At 72.1% G+C, this 1,654-nt stretch carries 1 protein-coding gene and 2 pseudogenes; all 3 read left to right on the top strand.

Annotation, left to right across the window (positions count from 1 at the left end; genetic code table 11):
- Nucleotides 1–157 (top strand): annotated as a pseudogene (locus tag ACTS11_RS01740) (methyltetrahydrofolate cobalamin methyltransferase); the annotation flags it as partial.
- A 45-nt stretch (nucleotides 158–202) separates the two neighbouring features.
- Nucleotides 203–439, top strand: a complete 237-nt coding sequence (locus ACTS11_RS01735; protein ID WP_442638630.1) for an N-(5'-phosphoribosyl)anthranilate isomerase — start codon at nucleotides 203–205, stop codon at nucleotides 437–439.
- Nucleotides 440–515: 76 nt separating this feature from the next.
- Nucleotides 516–1,654: pseudogene (locus ACTS11_RS01730) on the top strand (ASKHA domain-containing protein); the annotation flags it as partial.

Below are 1,654 nucleotides of genomic sequence, written 5' to 3'. Positions count from 1 at the left end.
CAGGCCCCGCCCCGGCAAGGACATGGAGGCGATCCGCGCCGCCAACTTCCTGATGGACCAGGACGAGGGCGGCGGTGCCTGGATCCGCTTCAACCAAGACCCGGACGCCGCGCTTCGCGGCGGGCGGGCGGGCGGACGGCGCCGCCGCGCCGGATGAGCGCGGTTAACCGGACATTAGCCATGCCGGGCGCAGCATCGGGACATGACGATGCTGCGCCCCGCGATTCCCGTGCCCTCCGCCCCCTGGATCGACCAGGTCTTCTCGGCGCGGACGGTGCAGCATGGCGGCGTCGTGCGACGGTCGCTGCGCTGGGTCGAGGCCGAGGTGGGCAGGCGGGAGTTCGAGGCCGAGGTGCGCCGCCGCGGCTGGCACCTGGCCGAGTGCAACGGACAGCTCGTCGTGTTCTGCACGCAGCGCCCGATCCGCATCCTGTTCTGATCCGAAAATTCGTACGAATTTTCGCACCTCGCGAATTTTCGTACGAAAATTCGCCCAATCCCCCATGCCGCACCCCATGACCGACCCCCTCGTCATCTTCACGCCCTCGGGCAAGCGCGGCCGCTTCCCGGTCGGCACCCCGATCCTCACCGCCGCGCGCCAGCTCGGCGTCGATCTCGATTCGGTCTGCGGCGGGCGCGGCATCTGCTCGAAGTGCCAGGTCGCGCCCTCCTACGGCGACTTCCCCAAGCATGGCGTCACCGTCGCCGAGGACGCGCTCTCCGCGTGGAACGCGGTGGAGGAGCGCTACGACCGCGTCCGCGGCCTGACGGCGGGCCGCCGCCTCGGCTGCCAGGCAACCGTGCAGCGCGACGTGGTGATCGACGTGCCGCCCGAGAGCCAGGTCCACCGCCAGGTCGTCCGCAAGGCCGCCTCGGACAAGGCGGTCGTCATGGACCCCGCGACGCGCCTCGTCCTCGTCGAGGTCGTCGAGCCCGACATGCACGAGCCCTCGGGCGATCTCGAGCGGCTGCGCGCGGCGCTGCGGGAGCAATGGGGCATCGACGCCGCCACCGCCCCCCTGCCCGTCCTCCAGGCGCTCCAGCCCGCACTGCGCAAGGGCGGGTGGCAGGTCAGCGTCGCGCTCCACCGCCCGGCGCATTCGGAGGTCCACGAGATCCTCGGCATCTGGCCGGGGCTGCACGAGGGCGGGCTATACGGCCTCGCGATCGACCTCGGCTCGACCACGATCGCCGCCCATCTCTGCGATCTGACCGATGGCCGCGTGCTGGCCTCCGCCGGCGTCATGAACCCGCAGATCCGCTTCGGCGAGGATCTGATGAGCCGCGTCTCCTACGCCATGATGAACCCCGGCGGCGACGCCGAGATGACGCGGGCGGTGCGCGAGGCGATGAGCCGCCTCGCGTCGGAACTGGCCGCGGAGGCCGGGATCGACCCCGCGCTGATCCTCGAGCTCGTCATCGTCTGCAACCCGGTGATGCACCACCTCCTCCTCGGGATCGACCCGGTCGAGCTCGGCCAGGCGCCCTTCGCGCTCGCCACGGCCGACAGCGTCACGCTGGGGGCGCGCGAGATCGGCCTCGACACCGTCGCGCCCACCGCGCGCGCCTACCTCCTGCCCTGCATCGCGGGCCATGTCGGCGCGGACGCCGCCGCCGTCGCCCTGGCGGAGGAGCCCGACCGCTCGCCCGACCT

It is taken from the genome of Roseicyclus sp. (genome assembly GCF_052168335.1).
Taxonomy (GTDB): Bacteria; Pseudomonadota; Alphaproteobacteria; order Rhodobacterales; family Rhodobacteraceae; genus Roseibacterium.
The sequence above is the reverse complement of the archived record's forward strand: the minus strand, read 5'-3'. Positions and strand labels throughout refer to the sequence as shown.